Genomic DNA, 22,066 nt, shown 5'->3' on the forward strand with positions numbered 1-22,066 from the left:
GGCACCCCAACGGGGTGCCGGCCTCTTCGTCGTCTTACGACGCCTACTTCTTCTTGCCCTGGGCGCGGCGCTCGGCGCGATTCGCCGGAGCCGCGTCGCCGGCATCCACGCGCTGACCGAAGGCGCCGCGCGCCGCTGGCTGCGCCGGCTGCTCGTCGTCGCCGGCCTGAGCCTGAGCAGCCGCCTGGCGGAGGCGATCCGTGGCCGCCTGCTGCACCTGGCCGCGGTCGTTGCGCACCTCGACGTCGCCGGCGTCGTTGGGCGCCGAGTACTCGAGGCGCTGGTCGCCCGCGGATTCGGTGAGCCCCTTGGCCTCGACCTCGGTGATGCCCTCGTCGCCGGCCTGACGCACCTCGACCTCGAGGTTGTAGAGGTAGCCGACCGACTCCTCCTTGATCTGGCCCATCATCGCCTGGAACATCGAGTAGCCCTCGCGCTGGTACTCGACCAGAGGATCGCGCTGCGCCATCGCGCGCAGGCCGATGCCGTCCTTCAGGTAGTCCATCTCGTAGAGGTGGTCGCGCCAGCGGCGGTCCAGCACCTGCAGCACCACCCGGCGCTCCAGCTCACGGGTGGCGGCCTCGCCGAGCGACGCCTCGCGCTTCTCGTAGGCGACCATCGCGTCGGAGACGAGCTCGCGCTTGAGCCCCTCGGCGGTGATCCCGCCCTTGCGGCCGCCGGCTTCGGCGACGACCTCGTCGATCGTGACGTCGACCGGGTAGAGCGTCTTGAGCTCGGTCCACAGGCTGTCGAAGTCCCAGCTCTCGGTGTGGCCCTCGGCGGTGTGGTCGTCGACGACCGCGCCGATCGCGTCCTCCACGAAGTGCTTGACCCGGTCGGCGATGTCGTCGCCCTCCAGGATGTGCCGGCGGTCGGTGTAGATCGCCTCGCGCTGACGGTTGAGCACGTCGTCGTACTTGAGGACGTTCTTGCGCATCTCGGCGTTGCGCGCCTCGACCTGGCTCTGCGCGCTGCGGATCGCGCGGGTCACCAGACCCGACTCGATCGGCATGTCCTCCGGGAAGTTCGTGCGCGCGAGGATCGCCTCGGCGGCGCCCTGCTGGAAGAGCCGCATGAGGTCGTCGGTGAGGCTGAGGTAGAACCGGCTCTCGCCCGGGTCGCCCTGACGGCCCGAGCGGCCGCGCAGCTGGTTGTCGATGCGGCGCGATTCGTGGCGCTCGGTGCCGAGCACGTACAGTCCGCCGGCCTCGACGACCTTGGCGCCCTCGGTCTCGACCTTGGACTTCATCGCCTCGTAGGCCTCGTCCCAGGCCTGCTCGTACTCCTCCGGCGTCTCGACCGGATCCAGGCCCTTCGACTTCAGCTCCTGCACCGCCAGGAACTCGGCGTTGCCGCCGAGCATGATGTCGGTGCCTCGACCGGCCATGTTGGTGGCGACGGTGACCGCACCCAGGCGTCCGGCGCGGGCGACGATCTCGGCCTCGCGGGCGTGGTTCTTCGCGTTCAGGACCTCGTGCTTGATGCCCTTCTTGCTCAGCAGCCGGGAGAGGTACTCGCTCTTCTCGACGCTGACGGTTCCCACGAGCACGGGCTGGCCGTTCTCGTGCCGCGCAGCGATGTCCTCGACCACCTGGGCGAACTTGGCTGTCTCGTTCTTGTAGACGAGGTCGGCCTTGTCCTGGCGGATCATCGGCTTGTTGGTCGGGATCGGCACGACGCCGAGCTTGTACGTGGACATGAACTCGGCGGCCTCGGTGTCGGCCGTTCCGGTCATGCCGGCGAGCTTGTCGTACAGGCGGAAGTAGTTCTGCAGCGTGACGGTGGCGAGGGTCTGGTTCTCGGCCTTGACCGGCACGCCCTCCTTCGCCTCGATGGCCTGGTGGATGCCCTCGTTGTAGCGGCGCCCGACGAGGATGCGGCCGGTGTGCTCGTCGACGATCATGACCTCGTCGTTCATGACGACGTAGTCGGTGTCGCGCTTGAACAGGGCGAGCGCCTTGATCGAGTTGTTCAGGAACGAGATCAGCGGGGTGTTCGCCGACTCGTAGAGGTTGTCGATGCCGAGGTAGTCCTCGACCTTCTCGATGCCGGGCTCGAGCACGCCGACGGTGCGCTTCTTCTCGTCGACCTCGTAGTCCTCGCCCGCCTCGAGCGTGCGCGCGATCTTCGCGAACTCGGCGAACCAGCGGTTCGCCTCCCCGGACGACGGACCCGAGATGATCAGCGGCGTGCGCGCCTCGTCGATGAGGATCGAGTCGACCTCGTCGACGATGGCGAAGAAGTGGCCGCGCTGGACGAGGTCCTCCTTGCGCCACGCCATGTTGTCGCGCAGGTAGTCGAAGCCGAACTCGTTGTTCGTGCCATAGGTGATGTCGGCGTTGTACTGCTCGCGCCGCACCTCGGGCGTCTGCCCGGAGACGATCACTCCGGTGGTCATGCCGAGCGCGCGGTAGACACGGCCCATGAGCTCGGACTGGTAGGTCGCGAGGAAGTCGTTCACGGTGATGACGTGCACGCCCTGGCCGGCGATGGCGTTGAGGTACGACGGGAAGGTCGCCACGAGGGTCTTGCCCTCACCGGTCTTCATCTCGGCGATGTTGCCCTCGTGCAGGGCCGCGCCGCCCATGATCTGCACGTCGTAGGCGCGCATGCCCAGCGTGCGCTTGGCGGCCTCGCGCACCGCCGCGAAGGCCTCCGGCATGAGCTGGTCGAGGGTCTCGCCCTTCTCGAACCGCGCGCGCAGCTCGGCGGTCTCGTTGCGCAGGTCCTCGTCGCTGAGCTTCGCGAAGTCGTCCTCGAGCGCGTTCACGGCCTTGACGACGCCGTTCAGGCGGCGCAGGATCCGTCCCTCGCCCGCGCGCAGCAGCTTCTCAAGAGGATTCGCCACGGATTCCATCTCCCTCAGGGTGTCTCGTGCCGCGCGTCACGCGCACGGCATACGGGTTCATGTTACCGGGCCGTGACCTGTCGATCCTCTGGGCGGTCCGGCGCATGATCATCGACCGCGAGCTGCCGGTCTCGGCCGAGCCGATCCCGGACCGACGGCGGGCGGATCCGCCTCCGGTGATGCGCTCGGATCCGGACTCTCCCTCGCTTTCCCGGTATGCATATACTGCGAAAGCGATTCCGGGAAAGGAAAGACGATGTCGGTGCGTCAGAGTCTCCTCGCCATCCTCGACCAGGGCCCCTGCTACGGCTACCAATTGCGGGCGGAGTTCGACCGCCGCACCGGATCCACCTGGCCGCTCAACGTCGGACAGATCTACAACACCCTGGAGCGCCTGGAACGGGACGGACTCGTCGAACGCGGCGACGCCGACGAGCAGGGGCACGTGTACTGGGTCATCACCGACGCCGGATCCGCCGAGGTCGCCGGCTGGCTCTCCTCCCCCGTCGAGCGCGGAGCGGGAACCAGGGACGAGCTCGCGATCAAGCTCGCCGTCGCCGCGACGCTTCCCGGCGTCGACGTCACGAGCGTGATCCAGGCGCAGCGCCGGGCATCGCTGAGCAGGATGCAGGAGCTTCAGCGCGCGACGTACGCGGGCGCCCACTCCGACGGGCCCGAGGAGCTGGCCTGGACGCTCGTGATCGACTCCCTGATCTTCGCTGCGGAGGCCGAGCTCCGCTGGCTCGACCACACCGAGCGGCGGCTCGCCACCCGCCCCCGGTATGCGCGGGAGCTGGGGCTGTCCGCCGATCGTCCGAAGCGGGGGCGGCCGACGAAGAACGCGGCGACGACCGGAGCGCCGCCCGCGGTCTGATCGCCGAGGGCGTAGCGGATGCACAGCCGCCGCAGGGTCGCGGCCCATAGGATCGGCCCATGGCCGGTTTTTGGGGCAGACGCAAACGTGAACAGGACGAGCTGCAGGCGCAGGACGCGGATCTCGCGCGCCGCGCCGAGCAGGCGATCGTCGCCGCCGACGAGCGGATCCGCACCTCGGCCGACGAACTCGCCTTCGCGGCCGCAGAGCTCGGCGACGACATGACGGCGGATTTCCGCGCCGCGGTGGACGCCGTGCGCACGCACATGGGCGAGGCGTTCCAGCTGCACCAGCTGAACCACGACGAGATCCCGGATACGCCGGAGGAGCTGCGCACCCGCAACGCGCGCATCGTGCAGCTCTGCCAGTGGGCCGAGGATCTGATCGACGAGAAGTCGGCCGCGATCGCCGACGCGGTGAACCGGGTGCGCAACGCCCCGCAGGTCGTCGCCCGCGTGCGCGCCGATGCCGCCGCCCTCGAGACCCGGGTGCCACAGGCGCAGTCGTCCGTCGACCGCCTCGCCACCCGCTACTCCGACGCCGCCATGCAGCGCATCGCGCGAAGTGCGGAGGAGGCGGCGCAGCTCATCGTGTTCGCGTCGCACGGCGCGGACGTGTTCGAGCGTCGCCGCGACGCCGGGCGCAACCAGGAGGCCGTGCTGGCGCTCGAGACGGCGACCGAGGCCACCCGCCGCGCCGCGGCCCTGCTCGACGCGGTCGACGACTTCGAGATCGAGGCGCTGCGGGCCGAGTCCACGCTCGCCGAGGTCGTCGCCGATTCCCGCGGCGACCTGGCCGCCCTGTCCCAGGCGCCGGCCACTCCGGCGGTCTCCGCCGCGGCGGTCGCCCTGCAGCAGGCGCTGAACGAGCTCGCGCCGGCGGGGAGCCGCACGGATCCGTTCGGCGAGCTGACCCGGCTGCGCGCCGCGAACACCGCGCTGGACGCGGCCGTCGCCGACGCCCGCTACCGCGCGGAGCACCCGCTCCCGACGATCGCCGCCGTGCAGCACGCCCTGGACGACGCCGATCGCCAGCTGGGGATCGCACGCGGTCTGATCGAGGGGCACCGCGGCTGGATCGGCGCCGACGCCCGCACCCGTCTTGCCGAGGCCGAGCGCCTGCGCGTGGACGCGCCCTCGCTGCTGCCCGCGGAGGAGACGCGCGAGCAGGCGCTCAGCACCGCCCGGCGCGTCGCGCAGCTGGCCGCCGAGGCCCTGCAGCTCGCCCAGCACGACATCGACCGTTCCCGCCCCGATCAGGGCTGGGGCGGTGGCGGCGGCTGGGGCGGGGGCGGCGGCCGCGGCGGAGGCGGCGGCGATGTCGTCACCGGCGTGCTCGGCGGACTCGTGATCGGCGGCCTGCTCGGCGACATCTTCGACTGACCCCCGCACACGAAGCGGCCCGGGACCGAGGTCCCGGCCCGCTTCTGCGTCTAGGGGTGCGGTTCAGCCCACCAGTTCCTCGGCGGGAGCCGCCTGGGTGGTGAGCGAGATCACGCCGTAGTCCCAGCCCTTGCGGCGGTACACGACGCTCGGGTGGTCGCTACGGGCGTCCACGAACAGGAAGAAGTCATGGCCGACGAGCTCCATGCGGTCCACGGCCTCCTCCACGGTCATCCACTCCGCATCGAAGTTCTTCGTGCGGATCACGACCGGGGAGTACTCCTCCTCGCTCTCCAGCGTCGGGATCGCGCCGGTGGACACGGCGTGCAGCGTGTCGACGGAGACCGGTTGCACGTCGATGCCCGAGAGCTCGCCGGTGCCCTTCTCGAAGTGCGCGCCGCGCGGATGGTGCCGGCCGTCGATACGGCGCTCCTTGGCCCGCCGCACCTGCTCGATGAGCTTGTCGACGGCGAGGTCCAGCGCGGCGAACTTGTCCGCGTCACGCGCCTCGGCCCGGACCAGCGGGCCCTTGCCGTTGAGAGTGAGTTCGACGGTCTCATCCTCCACATGACCGCCGCGATAGGAACGATGGGTGACCTTCACGTCCAGGCTCGTCGCCTTCGTCGCGATAGTCGCGATCCGAGCGGTCTTCTCCTCGACCACCGCTCGGAATCGATCGCTGATGCCGACTCCGACACCGACGATGTTCGTTTCCATCCTGACCTCCTTTTTCCGGTCCGACCGGTAGGGGGCGGACCGTGGTCGCCTTTGTGAGTCCCCACCGTAGTCGCCGGATCCCGTGATGTCATCCACAATTCATCTGCGTGTCGTGGGGATCCGCTGCGAGCTCGGCCAGGATCTGCGGCGACGCCCGCCACGGCCCGTCCGGCAGGCTCACCGACGTCGCGGCGTCGCCGCCACGGCGACCGCGCCGACGACCGAGAAACCCGCGGCGCGCAGCGCCCGCGCGGCCTCTCCGCAGGTCGACCCGGTGGTGATCACGTCGTCCACGAGGACGGCCGAAGCACCGCCTCCGTCCCGGTTCGCGACGAAGGCGCCGGCCAGGTTCGTGCGCCGTGCCTGCACCCCGAGGAGGCGCTGGTCGGCCAAACGGCGGGCGGGCAGCAGCGCACGCTGCATCGGGACGCCGATCCCGCGTGCGAGGAGCTCGGGCAGCCGGAAGCCCCGGTGGCGGAACGCCGCCCGCGAGGTCGGCACGGGCACGACCACGTCGACCGGGAGCACCCGGCCGGATCCGGAGCACAGCGCCGTCACGGCCGCGGCGAGCGCCGGTCGCAGCGGCCGGATCAGCGACGTCTGCCCGTCCTCCTTGATCGCCCGCAGCGCCGTGGCGGCGACGCCGTCGAAGGCGAGCCCCGCGCATCCCGGCACGTCGCCGGTGCGCACCGGCACGACCCGCGGTGCGAGCGTCGCCTCGCACTCCGCGCACAGTGCCGTGCCGGGCGCACCGCATCCGGCGCACACGGAGGCGAGGGCGAAGTCGACGACCTCGCGGATCAGCCGGGCGCTGCCCTGAGGGAGGATCGGGAGGAGACGGTTCGCCGAGGACATCCCCCGAGTCTCGGACGCTCCCGAACCCCCGAAACGCCGCTCGCCGGAACCGGTGCACTGCGGAGCCCGGGACTCCCCGGTGCGGAACGACCCGGATCCGCCCCGCGAGCGCGGCAGTACGCCAGGGGCCGCGTCCAGGGCGGCTCCCCGGATTCAGCCGCCGACGCCGAGCTGCACCGCGAGCACCTTGACTCCTGTGCTCTCCTGCTGCCAGTTGGGGCCGCTGCGCTGGTACAGCACTCCGCCCCCGAGCACCCGGACGTTCGAGACCGGCGACGCCGGCGCGAAGCTCTGCGCGGCATCGGGCGCGTCGATCGTCTTGGCGGGCCCGCCCACCGGCTGCTCGTGCAGCACGAGGTTCGACCCATCGGTGCCGAGGATCCCCACCGTCGAATCGTCCAGCCACGCCACGTCCACGGCGCTGGTGGGCCAGGCGATCACATTGGCCGGGCCGAGCGCCGAAGGCGCTCCCCGGTCGTCACGGGTGATCGCGAAGACCTCGACCCGGGACTGCCCCCCGGCCACCACGGCCATCACGAGCCGCGCACCGTCCCTGCTCACCGCGAACGAGGTGACCCGGCCCGCGTCCGCCGGACCGGCGATCACGCGTGCGGTCGTCGACGACGCCGGCCACGCCGAGATCGACGCCGGGCTCTGCGCGGGCACGGTCCAGATGTACCCGAAGGGATCCAGTGTCGGGGCGATGAGATCGGGCCGCGCGTCGATCTGGTCGGTCTTGCCCCCGGCGACCGCGTACACCGCTCCGTCCCCGCCCTGCACGGCGACCCGCTGCGCGCCGCTGGCGGCGCTCATCGCCGTGATCGCCTGAGGGAAGTCCTCGATCTGCGTCGACACCCCGGGGACGGGCACGATCTCTCCGTTCGAGAGGAAACCGAAGCCCTTCTCCGTGAGCGCGAGAGGACGGGTGTCGACCGTCGTCGGCGCGACGGAGGCGGTCCCCGCGACCGTGTCGCGGCCGGCGATCGTGATCTTCACCTGCAGCACGCCGAGACCGCTCAGACTGTGCTCCAGCTGCGTGCGCATCCGCGACAGGGTGACCGAGTTCGCGACGAGCGCGGCGTCGTTGAGAGCGACCTCCGCGACCTGCGACTCCGGCGTCACCGTGTTCCGCGCGAGCGCGACATCGCCCGTGAACGCGGTGCGCACGCCGTTCGCGAGCCACGGGCTGGGCTTGCCGCCGATGAGCGACTGCACGATGCGGCTGGCCGTGTTCTCCCGCTTCGGGAACCACCGCACATCGGGCACGAGGTACGTCCAGGAGGGGTCGAAGTACTGCAGGGCATACGGCGCGAAGACGTCGGCTGCGGCGAACGAGTCGGCATCCAGCACGATCCCGTCGGGGGCCTGCGAGATCCGCCACTGGCCGTTCTTCGTCTTGGTGAGCGTGAAGGGAAGGTCGGCGGCGCGGTTGACGGGCTGGCCCGCATACGCGCCCGTCTCGTCGACGCTCGCCGTCTGCTGCAGACCGAGGCGCACCGTGGTGGAGGTCGTCTCCTTCGTCACGTCGGCGGCGTCGTAGTGCCGATCGGCGGAGCCGGTGTCGATCGTAACCCCCACGTCCGGCTTCCACTTCTGCGCCTCATCGGAGGTGAGGAACAGGCGGGCGATGCTCCAGCTGTCCTTCGGGCTGGAAGCCGCATCGATGAACCCGCGCACGATCTGCTTCGGATCCATGCCGTCGGAAGGTCCCTGCGGCACGAACGCCAGATCGGATCCGCTGTCGTTCTGACGCGCGGCGAGACCGGGGCGCACATCGCCCGTGACCGGCAGCGACGCGCAGGCGGTGAGCCCCAGCAGGGCGAGCGCGACGACCGCGCCGCGGATGATGCGTCCGATTCTCATGACTCCCCCTGATCCTCGTCCGTCTGGCGGAGGGCGGCGCCCGCCTCGGCGACGGCGAGCGGGGCCGTGCTCACGCCGAGCTCGGCGATCGGCTCGACCGCCTCCAGCGGGACCGGCGAAGCGCCGTCCAGGGGCCGCGACCCGCGCGGGAGCGTGAGCACGAAGTTGGTGCCCTCCCCCGGACGCGACCACACCGCCAGGGTTCCGCGATGCAGCCGCGCGTCACCCAGGGCGATCGAGAGCCCCAGCCCGGTGCCGCCGATCGTGCGCTGGCGGGACGGGTCCGCCCGCCAGAACCGGTCGAACACCCGCTCGGCGTCCTCCGCGGTCATCCCCATCCCCTGATCGCGCACGCCGACCGCCACCGCGTTCTGATTGCTGTCCACGGTGACCACGATCGGATGCCCCTCGCCGTGCTCGATGGCGTTGCCGATGAGGTTGCGCAGGATCCGGCGCACCCGGCGCGGATCGAGGTCGACGGGCGTGTGCCCGCCCGGGGCGACGAAGCGCAGCTCGGTGTCGTGGGTCTGCGCGAGCGGGCGCATCTCGTCGACCAGGTCCTCCGCCAGATGGGCGAGACTCGTGGCCTCGGTCTCCAGCTGCACGGAGCCGGCGTCGTAGCGGCTGATCTCCAGCAGGTCGGCGAGCAGCGTGTCGAACCGGTGCACCTGGGTCTGCAGCAGCTCCGCAGTGCGCGCCGTGGTCGGATCGAACTCCTCACGACGGTCGTTGAGCATCTCCGCCGCGAGCCGGATCGTGGTCAGCGGCGTGCGCAGCTCGTGCGAGACGTCGGAGACGAACCGCTGCTGCACGAGCGACAGCTCGCCGAGCTCCTTGATCTGCGCCTCGATGCTGTCGGCCATCGCGTTGAAGGAGCGGCCCAGCGTCGCGAGCTCGTCCTGGCCGTGCACCGGCAGGCGCACGTCGAGATCGCCTCCGGCGAAGCGCGCGCTCGTCTCGGCCGCCGCCGTGATCGGCTCGACGACGGTGCGCAGGGAGAACCACGCGATCGCGCCGATCAGCGCGACCAGCACGAGACCCGCGATCCACAGGCTCCCCTGCACGAGCGCGAGCGTCTGCTCGGTGTCGGCGAGATCGTAGGCGACGTAGAGGGCGTACGAGCCCGAGCCCGGCACCGTCAGCTGCTGCCCCACGAGGATTCCGGCGTGCTCGGATCCGTCCGCGTCGCGCAGCGCGACCGGCTGCCACCACTGCGTGCTGGCGTCCTTGGCCACCCGCTGCTGCAGCTGATCGCTGACGAGCTCGTCCCGGTTGAAGCCGCCCACCGCGATGCCCGGCACCAGCTGGTTCGGATCGAGCGGGAAGACGCCGAGCACGCGCGAGGCGGAGACCCCCTGCACGGTGTCCCGGACGTCGCGCATGAGTCCGAGCCCTGCCGTCTGCGACCCCTGGGTGTTCGCCGAGTACAGGACGGACTGAGCGGAGTTGGCGGCCCGCCAGGCATCGCGCAGCGCCTGGTCCTTGCGTGCGTCCCACAGCTGGTTCTGCACGGCGAGCGCCATCAGCACGCACGTGACGAGCACCGCGACGCTGGTGAGCGCCAGCGCGATCACCATCGTGCGGAACCGCAGCGACTGACGCCACAGTCGGGCCAGACGGCGCCCGTTGCGGCGAACGCCACGGGCGGCCGAGTTCGCCAGCGCCACGGTGTTCGTCATCGGCGGATCCTCATCGACGGGAGGGCTCTGCAGCGGCCGGGGCGCGGACGCCACCCGACCGGGTCAGACCACGCTCCCCGCGCGGTAGCCGACGCCGCGCACCGTGGTCACGATCCGCGGGTTGTCGGGGTCGAGCTCGACCTTGGCGCGCAGCCGCTGCACGTGCACGTTCACCAGGCGGGTGTCGGCCTTGTAGTGGTAGCCCCAGACCTGCTCCAGCAGCATCTCCCGGGAGAAGACCTGCTGGGGCTTCGAGGCGAGGGCGACGAGCAGCTGGAACTCGAGCGGGGTCAGCGCGATCGGCGCACTCCCGCGGCGCACCTCGTGCGCGTCCACATCGATCGTGAGGTCGCCGATCCGCAGCACCTCGCTGGTCGCCTGGGGCGTCGGGCGCAGCCGCGTGCGGATGCGGGCGACGAGCTCCTTCGGGTTGAACGGCTTGACCATGTAGTCGTCGGCGCCGACCTCGAGTCCGCGCACGACGTCGGCTGTGTCCCCGCGGGCGGTGAGCATGATCACCGGGACGCCGGACTCGGCACGGATGCGCGTGCAGATCTCGATGCCGTCCATGCCGGGCAGCATGAGATCCAGCAGCACCAGGTCGGGGCGCTGTGCCCGCCATTCGTCCACGGCCTTCGCGCCGTCCGCGCAGAACACGGGCTCGAAGCCCTCCGTGCGCAGCACGATGCCGATCATCTCGGCCAGAGCCGTGTCGTCATCGACCACGAGGATGCGTGAGGTCATGGGCGGCCAGTCGTCTTTCGGATCTCGCGGTGTTCGGATCTGTGTCGGACGTGCGGGCGCGTACCAGCGCCCCCACGTCGGTCCAGCGTACTTCACCACCCGCTGGAGTTCGCGGATCCCGGTGAGACCGCTCCTCCGCGCCGTCGCGGCCGTGGCCCCGTCGTCCTCCCCGGGGCGATGACGGTGTGACACGATGGACCCACACGCGAACCGGAGGACTCGTGAGCCAGCAGAGTGTCACCGCGCAGGGCTGGACCCCCGCGCCGAAGCCCGGCCTGATCCCGCTGCGGCCGCTCGGCTTCGGCACGATCCTCGGCAAGTCGTTCGCCGCGCTGCGGCACAACCCCAAGGTGCTGTTCGGCTTCGCCGTCGTGGTGCAGCTGGTCGTGATGGTCGCGGTCTTCTCCGTCGTCGGGGTGGTCTCGTTCGCGACCCTGAGCAGGCTCGACACGGTGCAGCCGGGCAGCGACGAGTGGCTCACGCTCTATCTGGGCTCGTTCGCCTTCATCGGCGGCGCCGGCCTGCTGATGGGACTGTTCTCCGTGGCCTTCACCGCGATCGTGCAGGGCATCGTCGCCGCCGACGTGCGCGCGGCCGTGCTGCGGGAGACGGCCACGCTCGGCGCCCTCTGGAAGCGCGTGCGGCCCGCGGCGTGGCGCCTGATCGGCTACACCCTGTTGTACGGCCTGGCCGGCGCGCTGGCCGCCGTGGTGATCCTGGGCGTCCCGTTCCTCGCGATCGGGCTGCCCACCGGCTTCGACAGCGCCGGCGTGGTCTTCACCGTGCTCGCCGTGCTGCTCGGGATCGGATGCCTCGTCGCCCTGTCGATCTGGATCGGGACGAAGCTCATGCTGGTCCCGTCGCTCCTGGTGATCGAGGGAGCCGGGCTCCGCGAGGCCCTCGTGCGGTCCTGGCGACTGACCCGCGGGCGGTTCTGGTTCGCGTTCGGGATCGTGTTCGTGATCGGCGCGATCATGTACATCGGCGCCCAGGCCGTCGGCATGATCGGCAGCATCGTCACGTCGCTGTTCGGCCCGGTCTTCAACCCCACCGGCATGACAGAGTTCTCCGCGAGCGCCGGCGCCCTCATCGGGCTCATCATCACCGAGATCATCGTCGTCGTGCTGCAGTCGATCAGCTCGGTCGTGCAGTCCACCGCGGGAGCGCTCGTCTACATCGACTGCCGAATGCGGTACGAGGGCCTCGACCAGGATCTGATGGCGGCCATGGAGCGCCGGGCCGCCGGTTTCGATGACGGGTCGGATCCGTTCCGTCCCGACGCGGCCAGAGCAGTCCGTGCGGGTTTCCGCCCGGCACGCCCCGCCGTGCCGTATCCCCTTCCTCCGGGCCCGGTTCCCGGTTACCCGACGCCGCAGGGCTACCCCGGGACGCAGGGCTACCCGATGCCGCAGGGCCAGCCCGGGAGGCAGGGCTACCCGGTGCCGCAGGGTTACCCGGCCGCCCCCGTGCCGGCCCCGGCGCCGGCGCCCGACGCGGCGACCCCGCCGCCCTCCTTCGCCCCGCCGCCGCCCGCCGCCCCGATCCCGCCCGCGCAGCAGAGCCCGTGGGCGACGCCGGACGAGGGCTGGGCCGCTCCCGGGTCCGATCGTCGATGACCGGATCCCCTCGTCGTCTCGCGCGTGCCGTCGGACCGGCGGCGCTGTGGTTCGGACTCGCGGCGATCCCGCTCATCCCCGACGGTGACGGCGCCAGGGAACTCGCCGAGAAGGAGCTCGCCAAGCCCGAGTACCAGGCGGCGAAGCCGACGCTCATCGACCAGTGGGCGCGCGCCGTCGTCGACTTCCTGATCCAGCTGTTCACCCCGCAGCGTGCGGTGGACCTGGGCCCCTGGGCCGCGATCGTCATCGGGGCCGTCCTCGTCGCGGCGCTGATCGCCGTGCTCCTGATCTGGGGTCGGCCCCGGCGCTCGCGCTCCCGCGCGTCGGGCGCCGTGCTGCTCGGCGCCGCGGACGACCGCTCCGCGGCGGAGCTGCGTGCGGACGCCGAGCGCGCCGCCCGCGCGGAGGACTGGGCCGAGGCCATCGTGCTGCGCTATCGCGCCGTCGCCCGCTCTCTCATCGAGCGCGACCTCATCTCGCCCGCGCCCGGGGCGACCGCGCAGACCATCGCGCGCGAGGCGGTGGTGCCGTTCCCCGGCGAAGGCGAGGCGCTGCACGACGCCGCGGTGGCGTTCGACGACGTCCGCTACCTCGGTCATGCGGGCTCCGCCGGGCTGTACCGCGCGCTCGCGCAGACCGACGATCGGCTCCGTGCGCTGAGGCCCGCCCTCCTGCCGGAGGCGGTCTCCGCATGACCGCCGCGCCTCCGTCGTCTCCGGCCCGCGCCGAGACGGATCCCCCAGCGGCACCTCAGCCGCGCGACACCCTGGTGCGCGTCCCCGGCCGGCTGCGGCGCGCCCTGGGCTGGGTGCTCGTCGTCGCCCTGGTGCTCATCGTCGGCGCCGCGGGGCTGCTGCTCGCCGTCCCCTCGTCCGCACAGCGCGACGGTCTCGACCCCGAACGCCCCGGCCCCGGAGGCATGCAGGCGCTCGCGCAGATCCTCCGGCAGCAGGGCGTGACGGTCGACGTCGTGCGCACCCGCGCCGAGGCCGAACGTCGCCTCGACGAGGACACGACGCTCGTGATGAGCGATCCGTACACGCTCAGCGACGCCGCCGTGGCCGAGCTGACCGACGCCGCGCACGACGTGGTGCTGACCTCCCCCAGCGCCCGCATGCTGCGCACGCTCGACCTCGGGAGCTACGCCTTCCCGTCCGCCCCGCCGACCGTCGGCGCCGACTGCGACGTATCGGCTTTCGCGCACGTCGGCACGATCGAGCCGGGGCAGCTCTTCCTCCCGGCCTCCGGGGTCACCGCCTGCTTCGGGGACGCCGACGGCGCGGCCGTGCTGATCTCGGAGGACGCCGGGCGACGCCGGGCGATCGTCGACGGCGCCGCCCTGTTCACCAACGAGCGGCTCGCCGAGAACGGCAACGCCGCCCTCGGCCTCGCCCTGCTCGGCGCCCGTGCGCACGTGGTCTGGTACGTGCCGTCCTTCGAGGACTCGGACCGCACGGACGTCGACGTGCCGAAGAGCCTCGCCGACCTCACGCCCGGCTGGGTGAGCCCGGTCGTCGCGCTCGGCATGATCACCGCCCTGCTCGCCGCCGTGTGGCGCGGGCGCCGGTTCGGCCCGCTCGTCGCCGAGACCCTCCCGGTGACCGTGCGCGCGTCGGAGACGATGCTCGGCCGCGCCCGGCTCACCGCGAAGGCGGCCGACGCGACGCATGCGGCCGAAGCGCTCCGCGCCGGCACGCTCGCCCGGCTCGCGCTGCGCCTCGGCCTCGCCGCCCGCGCCGACCCCGGTGCCGTCGCCGACGCCGCGGCGGACCGCATCAGGGTCGATCGGGCCGACTGCCGCGCCCTGCTCGTCGGCCCCCTCCCCGGCGCCGACGCCGAACTCGTGCCCTACGCCCGCCGACTCGCCGAGCTCGAGACCGCGGTCGAGAACGCCGTCCGCATCGAAAGGAGCAGCCCGTGACCGATCATCCCGGCTACGACCCCGCAGGATCCGCCGCCCCGGGGCGTCCTCCGTCCCCGCCCGCTCCCCCGGCGGCGCCGGCTCCGGCGCCCCACGCCGGTGCCGCACCGACGACGACCGCTGCACCGGCGCCCGCGGCGGCGAGCGCCCCCGCGTCCGAGGATGCCGCGCTGCGCCAGGCCATGCAGCGGGTGCGCGCCGAGGTGGACAAGGCCGTGGTGGGCCAGGCCGGCACCGTCACCGGGCTCCTCGTCGCGCTGCTCGCGCGCGGGCACGTGCTGCTGGAGGGCGTGCCCGGTGTCGCGAAGACCCTCGTGGTGCGCTCGTTCTCCCGGGCGCTCGGGCTCGACACGAAGCGCGTCCAGTTCACGCCCGACCTGATGCCCGGCGATGTCACGGGCTCGCTCGTCTACGACGCGCGCACCGGGGAGTTCGAGTTCCGACGCGGTCCCGTGTTCACGAACATCCTGCTCGCCGACGAGATCAACCGCACCCCTCCGAAGACGCAGGCCGCACTGCTGGAGGCCATGGAGGAGCGCCAGGTCTCCTCCGACGGCGCCAGCCTGCCGCTTCCGGATCCGTTCCTCGTCGCCGCGACGCAGAACCCGATCGAGCACGAGGGCACCTACTCGCTGCCGGAGGCGCAGCTGGACCGGTTCCTCATGAAGCTCGTGGTCGGCCTGCCCGAACGCGATGCCGAGGTGTCGGTGCTGCGCCGCCACGCCGACGGCTTCTCGCCGCGCGAGCTCACGGATCTGCACCCCGTCGTGACGGCCGAGGAGATCCTCGCCGCGCAGCAGGCCGCGGGGCGCGTGCAGGTGACCGACGACGTGCTCGGCTACGTGGTCGACCTCGCACGCGCCACCCGCCAGTCCCCCTCGGTGCAGCTGGGCGCGAGCCCCCGCGCCTCGACCGCCCTGCTCGCGGCGGCGAAGGCCTGGGCGTGGCTGAACGGATCGAGCGCGGTCACCCCCGACCACGTGCAGACCATGCTGATCCCGGTGTGGCGCCACCGCCTGCAGCTGCGGCCCGACGCCGAGATGGAGGGCGTCTCCGCCGATGCCGTGCTCACGAGCGTCGTGCAGCAGACCCGCGTCCCGATCTGAGCCCGGAGACCACCCCCGTCATGTTCCTCACCGGCCGCCTCGTGATCGTCGCCGCGCTCGGCGTCGTCCCGCTCGTGCTGCTCGACGCCCTCAGGATCCCGCCGTGGTTCGTGCTGATCGGCTGGCTCGCGCTGTGCGCGGCGCTCGTCGGCGTCGACGTGCTGCTGGCGGCGCCGGTGGGCGCGCTGCGGATCACCCGCGAGGTGCCGAGCCGCGGCCGCCAGCTCGAGCCGGTGACGGCGACCGTGATCGTGCAGAACCTCGGCACGCGCCGGTTGCGCGGCCGGATCCGCGACGGCTGGCAGCCGACCGCCGACGCCGCGGAGCACGGAAGGGCACGGCTGGATCTTCCCGCCGGCGAGCGGCGACGACTGCCCATCGCGCTGCTGCCCCGGCGCCGGGGCGAACTCTCCAGCGAGTTCGTCGCCGTGCGCTCGACCGGGCCGCTGGGCGTCGCCGGTCGTCAGGGACGCCACCGCGTGCGCGGGGCGATCCGGATCCTGCCCCCGTTCGCCTCCCGTCGCCACCTGCCGTCGCGGCTGGCGCGCCTGCGCGAGCTCGACGGCAACACGAGCGTGCAGGTGCGCGGCCAGGGCACCGAGTTCGACTCGCTGCGCGAGTACGTGCGCGGCGACGACGTGCGCTCGATCGACTGGCGTGCCACGGCACGCGCCGGCACGACCATGCTGCGCACCTGGCGCCCGGAGCGCGACCGGCACGTGGTGATCCTCATCGACACCGGGCGCACCTCGGCCGCCCGTGTCGGAGACGGCACGCGGCTCGACGCCGCCTATGAGTCCGCGCTGCTGCTGGCCGCGCTCGCGCAGCGCGCCGGCGACCACGTGCACCTGCTGCTGTTCGACCGCGCCGTGCGCGGACGGGTCAGCGGCGTCGAGGGCACCGCCCTGCTGCCCGCGCTCTCGGACGCGATGGCCCCGGTGCACGCGCGACTCGTCGACACCGACTGGGGCTCCGCGTTCGCCGCGATCCGCACGGTGACCACGCGCCCGTCGCTCGTCGTCGTGCTCACCGCACAGGATGCGGTCGAGAGCGCACGCTCCTTCCTCGGGGCGTTCCCGAACGTCTCCCGCGCGACCACGGTGCTGGTCGGGTCCGCCACCGACGTCTCGATCGACGCCCTCGCCCGCGCGCGCGACTCCCGGGAGGACGTGTACCTCGCCGCGGCGGCCGAGCGCACCCTGGCCGATGCGGCCCGCGTCGCTGACGCGATCCGGAGGGCGGGTGCCGAGCCGCTCGCCGCGGACCCGGACGACCTCCCGCCGCGCATCGCGGATCGCTACCTCGAGCTCAAAGCGGCCGGCCGGCTCTGAGCGTGCGGCAGGGGTGCGACACGCCTAGCCGCCTGACGTTTTCCTGAATCATTCAGAAAAAGCTAGAGTGGCCTCATGGACACCTCGGCGATCCTCCGCGCGGCAGGGCTGCGCGTCACGGTGCAGCGCATCGCGGTGCTTCAGGCCCTGGCCCTCGCCCCGCACAGCCCCGCGGACCGGATCCACACGGCCGTCGAAGGCTCCGGCATCGCGCTGCCGACCGTGCACGCGATCCTCGGCGACCTGGCCACGGCGGGCATCATCCGCCGGGTGAGCCTGCCCGACGCCGATCGCGCACTGTTCGAGGTCGAGCCCGACGACAACCACCATCACATGCAGTGCGTGCGCTGCGGCCGGCTGGAGGTCGTCGCATGTGCCGTCGGCGCCTCCCCCTGCCTGCATCCCTCCGAGGATCACGGCATGCGCCTGCTCGAGGCCTCCGTCACCTACCGGGCGATCTGCGCCGCCTGCGACGAGGTGCACACGGCCGCCTGACCCCGACCCGCGCCGACCGCCCCGGTATCCGACCGCCTGGGACCGGTGTTCGGCGCGCCATCGACCGACCCCAGAAGAGAAAGGATCTGCCATGTCTGAGATCAGCACTGCATCTGAGAACACCGCGGAATGCCCCATCGACCACGCCGGACGCTCCTCGCGCCCCACCGGCGGACGCACCGGGAACACGGACTGGTGGCCCGAGCGCCTGAACCTCCGCCAGCTCGCGAAGAACCCCGCCGTGGGAGACCCGCACGGCGCGGACTTCGACTACCGCGCCGCCTTCGAGGCACTCGACCTCGATGCCGTGAAGCGCGACATCGCCGCCCTGCTCACCCAGTCGCAGCCGTGGTGGCCCGCCGACTTCGGCAACTACGGTCCGCTCATGATCCGCATGGCCTGGCACTCCGCCGGCACGTACCGGGTCTTCGACGGCCGCGGGGGCGGCGGCACCGGGCAGCAGCGGTTCGCCCCGCTGAACAGCTGGCCGGACAACGTGGGCCTGGACAAGGCCCGCCGTCTGCTCTGGCCCGTCAAGAAGACCTACGGCAAGGCGCTCAGCTGGGGCGACCTGATGATCCTCGCCGGCAACGTCGCGCATGAGCAGATGGGCATGCCCACCTTCGGCTTCGCCGGCGGACGCGCCGACGTCTGGGAGCCGGACGACGACGTGTACTGGGGGTCCGAGAAGATCTGGCTCGACTCGAGCGCCCGCATCTCGACCGACGAGGCCGGCGAGCGCTCGCTCGAGAAGCCGCTCGCGGCCACCATGATGGGCCTCATCTACGTCAACCCGGAGGGCCCGGAGGGCAACCCGGATCCGCTTCTCGCCGCGAAGGACATCCGGGAGACCTTCGGCCGCATGGCGATGAACGACGAGGAGACCGTCGCGCTCATCGCCGGCGGGCACACCTTCGGCAAGACGCACGGCGCCGCCCCCGAGGCGGGCAACGTCGGCGAGTCGCCCGAAGGCTCCCCGATGGAGCAGATGGGCCTCGGCTGGAAGAGCAGCCACGGCGCCGGTCACGGCAACGACACCATCGGATCCGGTCTCGAGGTCACCTGGACCTATCACCCCACCCGCTGGGACAACGAGTTCTTCCACATCCTCTTCGCCTACGACTGGGAGCTCACCACGGGCCCCGGCGGCGGCAAGCACTGGAAGCCGGTCGACGGCGCCGGCTCCGACATGGTCCCCGAGGCGCAGGGCGAGGGGCGTCGCGAACCGCGCATGCTCACCACCGACCTGTCGCTGCGCGAGGATCCGATCTACCGCGAGATCTCGCTGCGCTTCAAGGACAACCAGGCCGCGTTCACCGACGCCTACAGCCGCGCCTGGTTCAAGCTCACCCACCGCGACCTGGGGCCGAAGGCGCGCTACCTCGGCGCCGAGGTGCCGGCGGAGGACCTGCTCTGGCAGGATCCGCTGCCCGCGCGCACCGGCGCGCTCATCGGAGCCGCGGAGATCGCCGAGCTCGAACGGCGCATCGCCGAGACCGGGCTCAGCGTGTCCGACCTCGTGTCGACCGCGTGGGCCGCGGCGGCCTCGTTCCGCGGCAGCGACAAGCGCGGCGGCGCGAACGGCGGCCGGATCCGCCTCGAGCCGCAGCGCAGCTGGGAGGTCAACCGCCCCGCCGAGCTCGCCCGGGTGATCGCCGCGCTCGAGGGCGTGCAGGAGGCGTTCAACGCCGCCGGAGGCGCGCAGGTCTCGTTCGCCGACCTCGTGGTGCTCGCCGGCAACGTCGGCGTGAAGCAGGCCGCGGCCGCCGGCGGGCGGGCCGTCGAGATCCCGTTCACGCCGGGACGCACCGACGCCACTCAGGAGCAGACCGACGTCGAGTCCTTCCAGTACCTGAACCCGCAGGCCGACGGCTTCCGCAACTACGTCAGCGACGTGGCGCGGGGCATCCCCGCGGAGCACCTGCTCGTCGATCGGGCAGGACTGCTGACGCTGTCCGCGCCCGAGATGACGGTGCTGGTCGGCGGGCTGCGCGTGCTGGGCGCGAACTGGGACGGATCCGCCTACGGCGCCTTCACCCGCACGCCGGGCGTGCTCACGAACGACTTCTTCGTGAACGTGCTGGATCTGAACACGACGTGGAAGCCCCTGGATCCCGGATCCCACGCGTTCCAGGCCACCGACGACGCGACCGGCGAGAAGACCTGGGTGGGAACTCGCACCGATCTCGTCTTCGGCTCCAACTCCGAGCTGCGGGCCCTCGCCGAGGTGTACGCCAGCGACGACGCGAGCGCGACGTTCGTGGACGACTTCGTGAAGGCCTGGGTCAAGGTCGCCGAGCTCGACCGCTACGACGTGCGCTGAGCGGATCCGCATGACCGACGGCCCGTCCCGATCCCGGGGCGGGCCGTCGGCGTTGCCGCGCCGTTCCGGGCATCGCGGGTAGTCTCGCTCACGGACAGCGGCGCCCGCACGGCGCCCGAGAGCAAGGAGCCCCATGTCCTCCTCCCCCATCGACGCGCCGGAGCTCCCCGCCCCGGCATCGCCCCTCGCCGCGCGCCTCGTCGCCGAGGGACTCGGCACGTTCCTGCTCGTCGTCGCGGCCATGGGCACCGCGCTGTTCGCGTCGAGCCACTTCACCGATCCCGGTGCGCAGGGCTCCGTCTATCTGGCGGTGGCCCTGGCGGTCGGGCTGTCCGTGCTGGTGGGCGTCTACGCCTTCGGCCCCATCTCCGGCGGCCACTTCAATCCCGCGGTCACCCTCGGCGCGGCGGCGGCGGGACGGATCGCCTGGAAGGACACCGGCCCGTACATCGTCGCGCAGTGCGTCGGCGGCCTCGTGGCCTCGACCGTGCTGACGCTGATCGGCACGTTCGGCCCGGACGGCTGGCTGCCCCGCGCGCAGGACGCGGGTTTCGCGAGCAACGGCTGGGGCGCGCTCTCCCCCGGAGGGTTCGGAATCTGGGCGGCCATCATCGTCGAAGTGGTGTTCACCGCGCTGTTCCTGTTCGTGATCCTCGGAGTCACCCACCCGCTGCGCGGCACACCGTTCGCCGGTATCGCGATCGGTCTGACCCTCACGCTCGGAGTGCTCGCGACCCTGCCCGTCGACAACGCCTCGCTGAACCCCGCACGTTCGCTGTCCACGGCGATCTACGGCGGAGTCGCACCGCTCACCCAGCTGTGGGTCTTCCTCGTCTTCCCGGTCCTCGGCGCCCTCATCGCCGGCTTCACCTATCGCGCGCTGTTCGACGGTCGAGGCGCGACGGCCGCGCAGGGCTAAGACTTCCGACGTAGAACGCATCGTCGCGCATCAGGCAAGGCAGCAGACGTCCTCACGTGGAGATGGACCGCAGCCATCACCACTACCCGCGCAGCTCCAAGAATCGGCTCGGGATGCTTCCCGCCAACCAGACGAGGTCGTTGCCCTTGTAGAACGCGATACCTGCCGAAGCAGCCGCTTCCGCATCGACCTCGATGATCACCGGTTGTTCGCTCTTGCGCCGGCCCACCGAGAGTGCGACAGCTCGATCCACGGACAGGTGCACGAACTGGCGCGCCATCGGCAGCAGACCGCTGGATTCGATCTCGGGCCAGGCCTCCGGGGCCGTTCCGCGGAACAACACAGCAGGGGGCGTCGACGGCAGCTTGTGAACTCCACCTGGCACCGAGTGACCGTAGAGAGCGCGAATGCGGTCGCCATCGAGTTCGTGCCGACGCTTGGTCGCATTCGTCAACATCCTTTCGAGCGCGTCACGATCAACCTCTTGCCAATCACGACCCTTCTCGTTCAACGCTGCGAGCAACTGACCAACCGGCACCCAGCCCTCTTCATCTAGCTCGAGCTCGTACACCCATGGCTCATGTCGAAGCGCATGGGAGACAGCTCGACTCAGCTCTTGATCGCGCTCACCGCCATCGCCTTACCTTCCTCGACCAAAAGCCCTCGAAAATGGTCCGAAACAATAGGGACCTTCGCATCCCGCCAACATGGCTGCGGAAATCGTGACCCAAGTCAACAGAATCGTTAATCGTTGTGCGTAAGAAATGGTTCTACCAGCATGATCCGCAGCCCCCTCCGGGCGTGGCAGTGAGATCGAGATCTATCAAGATTCGCGGAGCACAGATCGAATACGTTCAGCCATCCGACGAATGTCACGCCCATGGACGGAACCACCGTCGTGTCCACCGTGCCGCCCAGGCCCGAGAACAGCCATGTCACCGTCGTGCGCGCCTACCCGCCTTCGCAGACACTGATTCCCCGCATCTACACCCGCCGCGACCCGCAACGCGCCCGCGCACGGGCCATTCGAGACCTCGAAAACCTCGGCTACCAGGTAGTCGTCACCCCAGCTGCCGCCAGAACCCCACGTCCAACTCTCGTACTAGCCAGTGTCGCGACCGGAAGAGACTACACTCCCGTTCGAATCACATCAAAATCGCTCACACCACTTCCTCCGTGCCACCTCTTCGACGATCCGCCATTCGCGCAAATGTCACGACACAGAATGTCATGCTTGCAGCACCAAAGAGCGCGAGGGTGGCCGACACAGGAAGAGAGAGCCAAATCGGCATCATACCCCAGGAAAAGACGAGCACGACAGGAACTGCGCATGCGCCGTTTGATGCGATCGCGTACCGGAACATCTTCCGTCGATCGCGAATCTTTCGCC

At 71.3% G+C, this 22,066-nt stretch carries 17 protein-coding genes; 10 read left to right on the forward strand and 7 right to left on the reverse strand.

Features of this window, described 5'->3' with window-relative positions; all coding sequences use genetic code 11:
* Nucleotides 1–43: 43 nt before the first annotated feature.
* On the reverse strand, nucleotides 44–2,848 hold the full coding sequence (secA, locus tag J8G10_RS12055) for a preprotein translocase subunit SecA (protein WP_251444943.1): 2,805 nt from the start codon (nucleotides 2,846–2,848) through the stop codon (nucleotides 44–46).
* A gap of 256 nt (nucleotides 2,849–3,104) precedes the next feature.
* Here secA and J8G10_RS12060 point away from each other — a divergent pair, with 256 nt between their 5' ends.
* Together J8G10_RS12060 and J8G10_RS12065 are read left to right on the forward strand one after the other, a co-directional pair.
* On the forward strand, nucleotides 3,105–3,722 hold the full coding sequence (locus tag J8G10_RS12060; RefSeq protein WP_251444946.1) for a PadR family transcriptional regulator: 618 nt from the start codon (nucleotides 3,105–3,107) through the stop codon (nucleotides 3,720–3,722).
* Nucleotides 3,723–3,781: 59 nt separating this feature from the next.
* Nucleotides 3,782–5,104 (forward strand): hypothetical protein, encoded by a 1,323-nt coding sequence (locus J8G10_RS12065; protein WP_251444949.1) that lies wholly within the window; start codon nucleotides 3,782–3,784, stop codon nucleotides 5,102–5,104.
* Nucleotides 5,105–5,167: 63 nt separating this feature from the next.
* Here J8G10_RS12065 and hpf read toward each other — a convergent pair whose 3' ends face one another.
* The 5 genes from hpf to mtrA all read right to left on the reverse strand — a co-directional run bounded on the left by hpf (nucleotide 5,168) and on the right by mtrA (nucleotide 10,962).
* On the reverse strand, nucleotides 5,168–5,821 hold the full coding sequence (hpf, locus tag J8G10_RS12070) for a ribosome hibernation-promoting factor, HPF/YfiA family (protein WP_251444952.1): 654 nt from the start codon (nucleotides 5,819–5,821) through the stop codon (nucleotides 5,168–5,170).
* 177 nt (nucleotides 5,822–5,998) lie between these two features.
* Complete coding sequence (locus tag J8G10_RS12075; protein ID WP_251444955.1) at nucleotides 5,999–6,676, reverse strand: ComF family protein; 678 nt, start codon at nucleotides 6,674–6,676, stop codon at nucleotides 5,999–6,001.
* A 153-nt stretch (nucleotides 6,677–6,829) separates the two neighbouring features.
* Entirely contained in the window at nucleotides 6,830–8,539 is a 1,710-nt protein-coding gene (locus tag J8G10_RS12080; protein ID WP_251444958.1) for an LpqB family beta-propeller domain-containing protein, read from the reverse strand.
* Entirely contained in the window at nucleotides 8,536–10,218 is a 1,683-nt protein-coding gene (gene mtrB, locus J8G10_RS12085; RefSeq protein WP_251444961.1) for an MtrAB system histidine kinase MtrB, read from the reverse strand. The genes J8G10_RS12080 and mtrB overlap by 4 nt, the downstream gene beginning before the upstream one ends.
* Before the next feature lie 63 nt (nucleotides 10,219–10,281).
* Nucleotides 10,282–10,962 carry an MtrAB system response regulator MtrA gene (gene mtrA, locus J8G10_RS12090; protein ID WP_251444966.1) on the reverse strand — a complete coding sequence of 227 codons (681 nt, stop codon included), beginning with the start codon at nucleotides 10,960–10,962 and terminating at the stop codon, nucleotides 10,282–10,284.
* Nucleotides 10,963–11,183: 221 nt separating this feature from the next.
* Here mtrA and J8G10_RS12095 point away from each other — a divergent pair, with 221 nt between their 5' ends.
* The 8 genes from J8G10_RS12095 (at nucleotide 11,184) to J8G10_RS12130 (ending at nucleotide 20,676) form a co-directional block, all read left to right on the forward strand.
* A complete protein-coding gene (locus tag J8G10_RS12095; RefSeq protein ID WP_251444969.1) occupies nucleotides 11,184–12,578 on the forward strand; it encodes a glycerophosphoryl diester phosphodiesterase membrane domain-containing protein in 1,395 nt (464 codons plus the stop codon).
* The gene (locus tag J8G10_RS12100; RefSeq protein ID WP_251444972.1) at nucleotides 12,575–13,276 is read left to right on the forward strand and encodes a DUF4129 domain-containing protein; all 702 of its coding nucleotides are present in this window, start codon (nucleotides 12,575–12,577) and stop codon (nucleotides 13,274–13,276) included. Before J8G10_RS12095 ends, J8G10_RS12100 begins: the two co-directional genes overlap by 4 nt.
* The gene (locus J8G10_RS12105) at nucleotides 13,273–14,502 is read left to right on the forward strand and encodes a DUF4350 domain-containing protein (protein ID WP_251444975.1); all 1,230 of its coding nucleotides are present in this window, start codon (nucleotides 13,273–13,275) and stop codon (nucleotides 14,500–14,502) included. The genes J8G10_RS12100 and J8G10_RS12105 overlap by 4 nt, the downstream gene beginning before the upstream one ends.
* Nucleotides 14,503–14,684: 182 nt before the next feature.
* The gene (locus J8G10_RS12110; protein ID WP_251445398.1) at nucleotides 14,685–15,608 is read left to right on the forward strand and encodes a MoxR family ATPase; all 924 of its coding nucleotides are present in this window, start codon (nucleotides 14,685–14,687) and stop codon (nucleotides 15,606–15,608) included.
* Nucleotides 15,609–15,628: 20 nt separating this feature from the next.
* Nucleotides 15,629–16,939 (forward strand): DUF58 domain-containing protein, encoded by a 1,311-nt coding sequence (locus J8G10_RS12115; RefSeq protein WP_251444978.1) that lies wholly within the window; start codon nucleotides 15,629–15,631, stop codon nucleotides 16,937–16,939.
* Nucleotides 16,940–17,014: 75 nt separating this feature from the next.
* A complete protein-coding gene (locus J8G10_RS12120; protein WP_251444981.1) occupies nucleotides 17,015–17,434 on the forward strand; it encodes a Fur family transcriptional regulator in 420 nt (139 codons plus the stop codon).
* A gap of 91 nt (nucleotides 17,435–17,525) precedes the next feature.
* Nucleotides 17,526–19,757, forward strand: coding sequence for a catalase/peroxidase HPI (katG, locus tag J8G10_RS12125; protein WP_251444984.1), 2,232 nt, complete (start codon nucleotides 17,526–17,528; stop codon nucleotides 19,755–19,757).
* Nucleotides 19,758–19,890: 133 nt separating this feature from the next.
* Nucleotides 19,891–20,676, forward strand: coding sequence for an aquaporin (locus J8G10_RS12130; RefSeq protein ID WP_251444987.1), 786 nt, complete (start codon nucleotides 19,891–19,893; stop codon nucleotides 20,674–20,676).
* Between the two features lie 82 nt (nucleotides 20,677–20,758).
* Here the strand turns inward: J8G10_RS12130 and J8G10_RS12135 are convergent, their stop codons facing one another.
* Nucleotides 20,759–21,289: an RNA 2'-phosphotransferase gene (locus J8G10_RS12135; protein ID WP_285814309.1), complete on the reverse strand. Its 531-nt coding sequence runs from the start codon at nucleotides 21,287–21,289 to the stop codon at nucleotides 20,759–20,761.
* Nucleotides 21,290–22,066 lie beyond the last annotated feature (777 nt).

It is taken from the genome of Microbacterium sp. USTB-Y (genome assembly GCF_023703415.1).
Classification (GTDB): domain Bacteria; phylum Actinomycetota; class Actinomycetes; order Actinomycetales; family Microbacteriaceae; genus Microbacterium.